This is a genomic window from Pseudomonas sp. FW305-7, from assembly GCF_058786735.1.
In genome coordinates this window covers 1-1,513 of the sequence record NZ_JBYSZA010000047.1, presented here as the reverse complement: position 1 = coordinate 1,513, position 1,513 = coordinate 1, and the positions used below count along the sequence as shown (strand labels likewise).

The following is a 1,513-nucleotide window of genomic DNA, read 5'->3' as shown; positions in this document are numbered from 1 at the left end:
TTCCCTCACGCCACGTTTATTGGGCAGACATATTTGAAGTTACTGCGTTGAACCTCCAGTCCCCAGTTCTTTCAATTTAAGCTCGGCCAACGGATGCCCGGCCTTGGCCGCCATATTCCACCAGCGTGCGGCTTCGACAGGATCCGGCGCTTTGCTTGGCGTGCCTGCCAGGCTGATCACACCGACCTGATAGGCCGCTTTGCCATCACCGGCCAGGGCCGCCAACCGCAACAGGCGCACGCCTTCTTCTCGCGCCCCCAGCCCGACACCGCGAAAGGTCAGGATGTGTCCGTAGAAGCTTTGCGCGCCGACATCGCCGAGGTTGGCCATGCGTGCGAACTGGCCCTCCAGCCAACGCCAGCCGCGCGGCTGACGGACAAACCACGACCAGTGAAACAGCCGGCGCGCCAACCAGTAGCTGGCCTGCGCCTTGAGTCGTAAAAACACTCAGGCCTCCGCCGATTCCGGGTACTCGTATTCGAAGACTCTGACCACTTCCGAAGCATGCCAGGAAGCCGCTGCGACACCATCGGACGGCCCTGAAAAACGTCCCAGACGCTCAACGCACTCGAAAAAACCGGTGCGCGGCAGACGACTCGCGCCCTGACTGATTACCAACGAGCTGCGCAACGGCTGTTCGGCCTTGGCGTCGAGTGCCGCCAGATGCTCAAGCGCGGCGGTCAGGGTCTGCATCGCCGGCGTCGGCAATTGCAAACGTTCGAGCAGCGCCCGATAAGTCAGCAGATGGCGCTGCCTGCGTGCCTGATCCAGCTCCCCCAGCAATCCGTCCCAATGTTGTCGACTGATGCGTACGCTCACGATTCTTCCCTCCACCCTGGCACCGTCAGTTCCCAGGCCAGGCTGCGGCGAATCGCGGCGTCAGGCAGACGCTCACCACTTTCAATCATGGCCAGGTAAGACGGGCTGATGCCTACCGTGCGGGCCAGCGCCTCGATGGCGATGCCCTTCCCTTCGCGCAAACTGCGTAGTTGATCCAGACCTGGAAGAATCGGGTCCGGTGATGCCGCGACTGGCTCTGGAGCCTGCCGCGACGGTGCTTCGTTGATGCCTGCTGCTTTCAGTAGAGCCTGATACTGAGCCCATGGCAAAACCGCGTATTCGGGTTCGCCATCGCGTGCAATTATCTGAATATCCATGACTACCCCGTAGGACAACAACACTTAGCGAGTCGGCACTTTTCCCTAGAAGTGTAATCCTAACAGCGGCCAAGGTCGCGGGGGGTATCTATCTGTTGGCGGGTTGGGTGAATCAGGGCTTTTTCGGGCCCTGAAGTTGCAGTTGCGCGGGGGTATCAGGCAGGCGCTCGACGACCGCCAGTTTTTCCGGCTGCTGGCGATTGCGCCAAAGTCTGAAGGCGCTGAGTTCATCGTCGAGGGTTTTCATCAGCCAGGCGAGGACGGCGATGTCATCAAGCATGCCGAATACCGGGATGAAATCCGGGATTGCATCGACCGGACTGAGGAAATACATCAGCCCCGCGACCACCGAGATC

The 1,513-nt window shown here is 60.5% G+C and carries 4 protein-coding genes; all 4 read right to left on the bottom strand.

All coding sequences use genetic code 11. From position 1 onward, the window contains the following. Positions 1–39: 39 nt before the first annotated feature. Positions 40–447, bottom strand: a complete 408-nt coding sequence (locus AC3WMT_RS29855) for an SEL1-like repeat protein (RefSeq protein ID WP_103307431.1) — start codon at positions 445–447, stop codon at positions 40–42. Then, positions 448–819, bottom strand: a complete 372-nt coding sequence (locus AC3WMT_RS29850) for a hypothetical protein (protein WP_003223109.1) — start codon at positions 817–819, stop codon at positions 448–450. After that, positions 816–1,157 (bottom strand): helix-turn-helix domain-containing protein, encoded by a 342-nt coding sequence (locus AC3WMT_RS29845; RefSeq protein WP_103307432.1) that lies wholly within the window; start codon positions 1,155–1,157, stop codon positions 816–818. Before AC3WMT_RS29845 ends, AC3WMT_RS29850 begins: the two co-directional genes overlap by 4 nt. 112 nt (positions 1,158–1,269) lie before the next feature. Further along, the coding region (locus tag AC3WMT_RS29840) for a YkvA family protein (protein ID WP_146041297.1) at positions 1,270–1,513 on the bottom strand (244 nt) is incomplete at its 5' end.

Bases quoted from the DNA above. Each gene is read 5' to 3' on its own strand.
- AC3WMT_RS29845 (WP_103307432.1), bottom strand. From the start codon at position 1,157: ATGGATATTCAGATAATTGCACGCGATGGCGAACCCGAATACGCGGTT.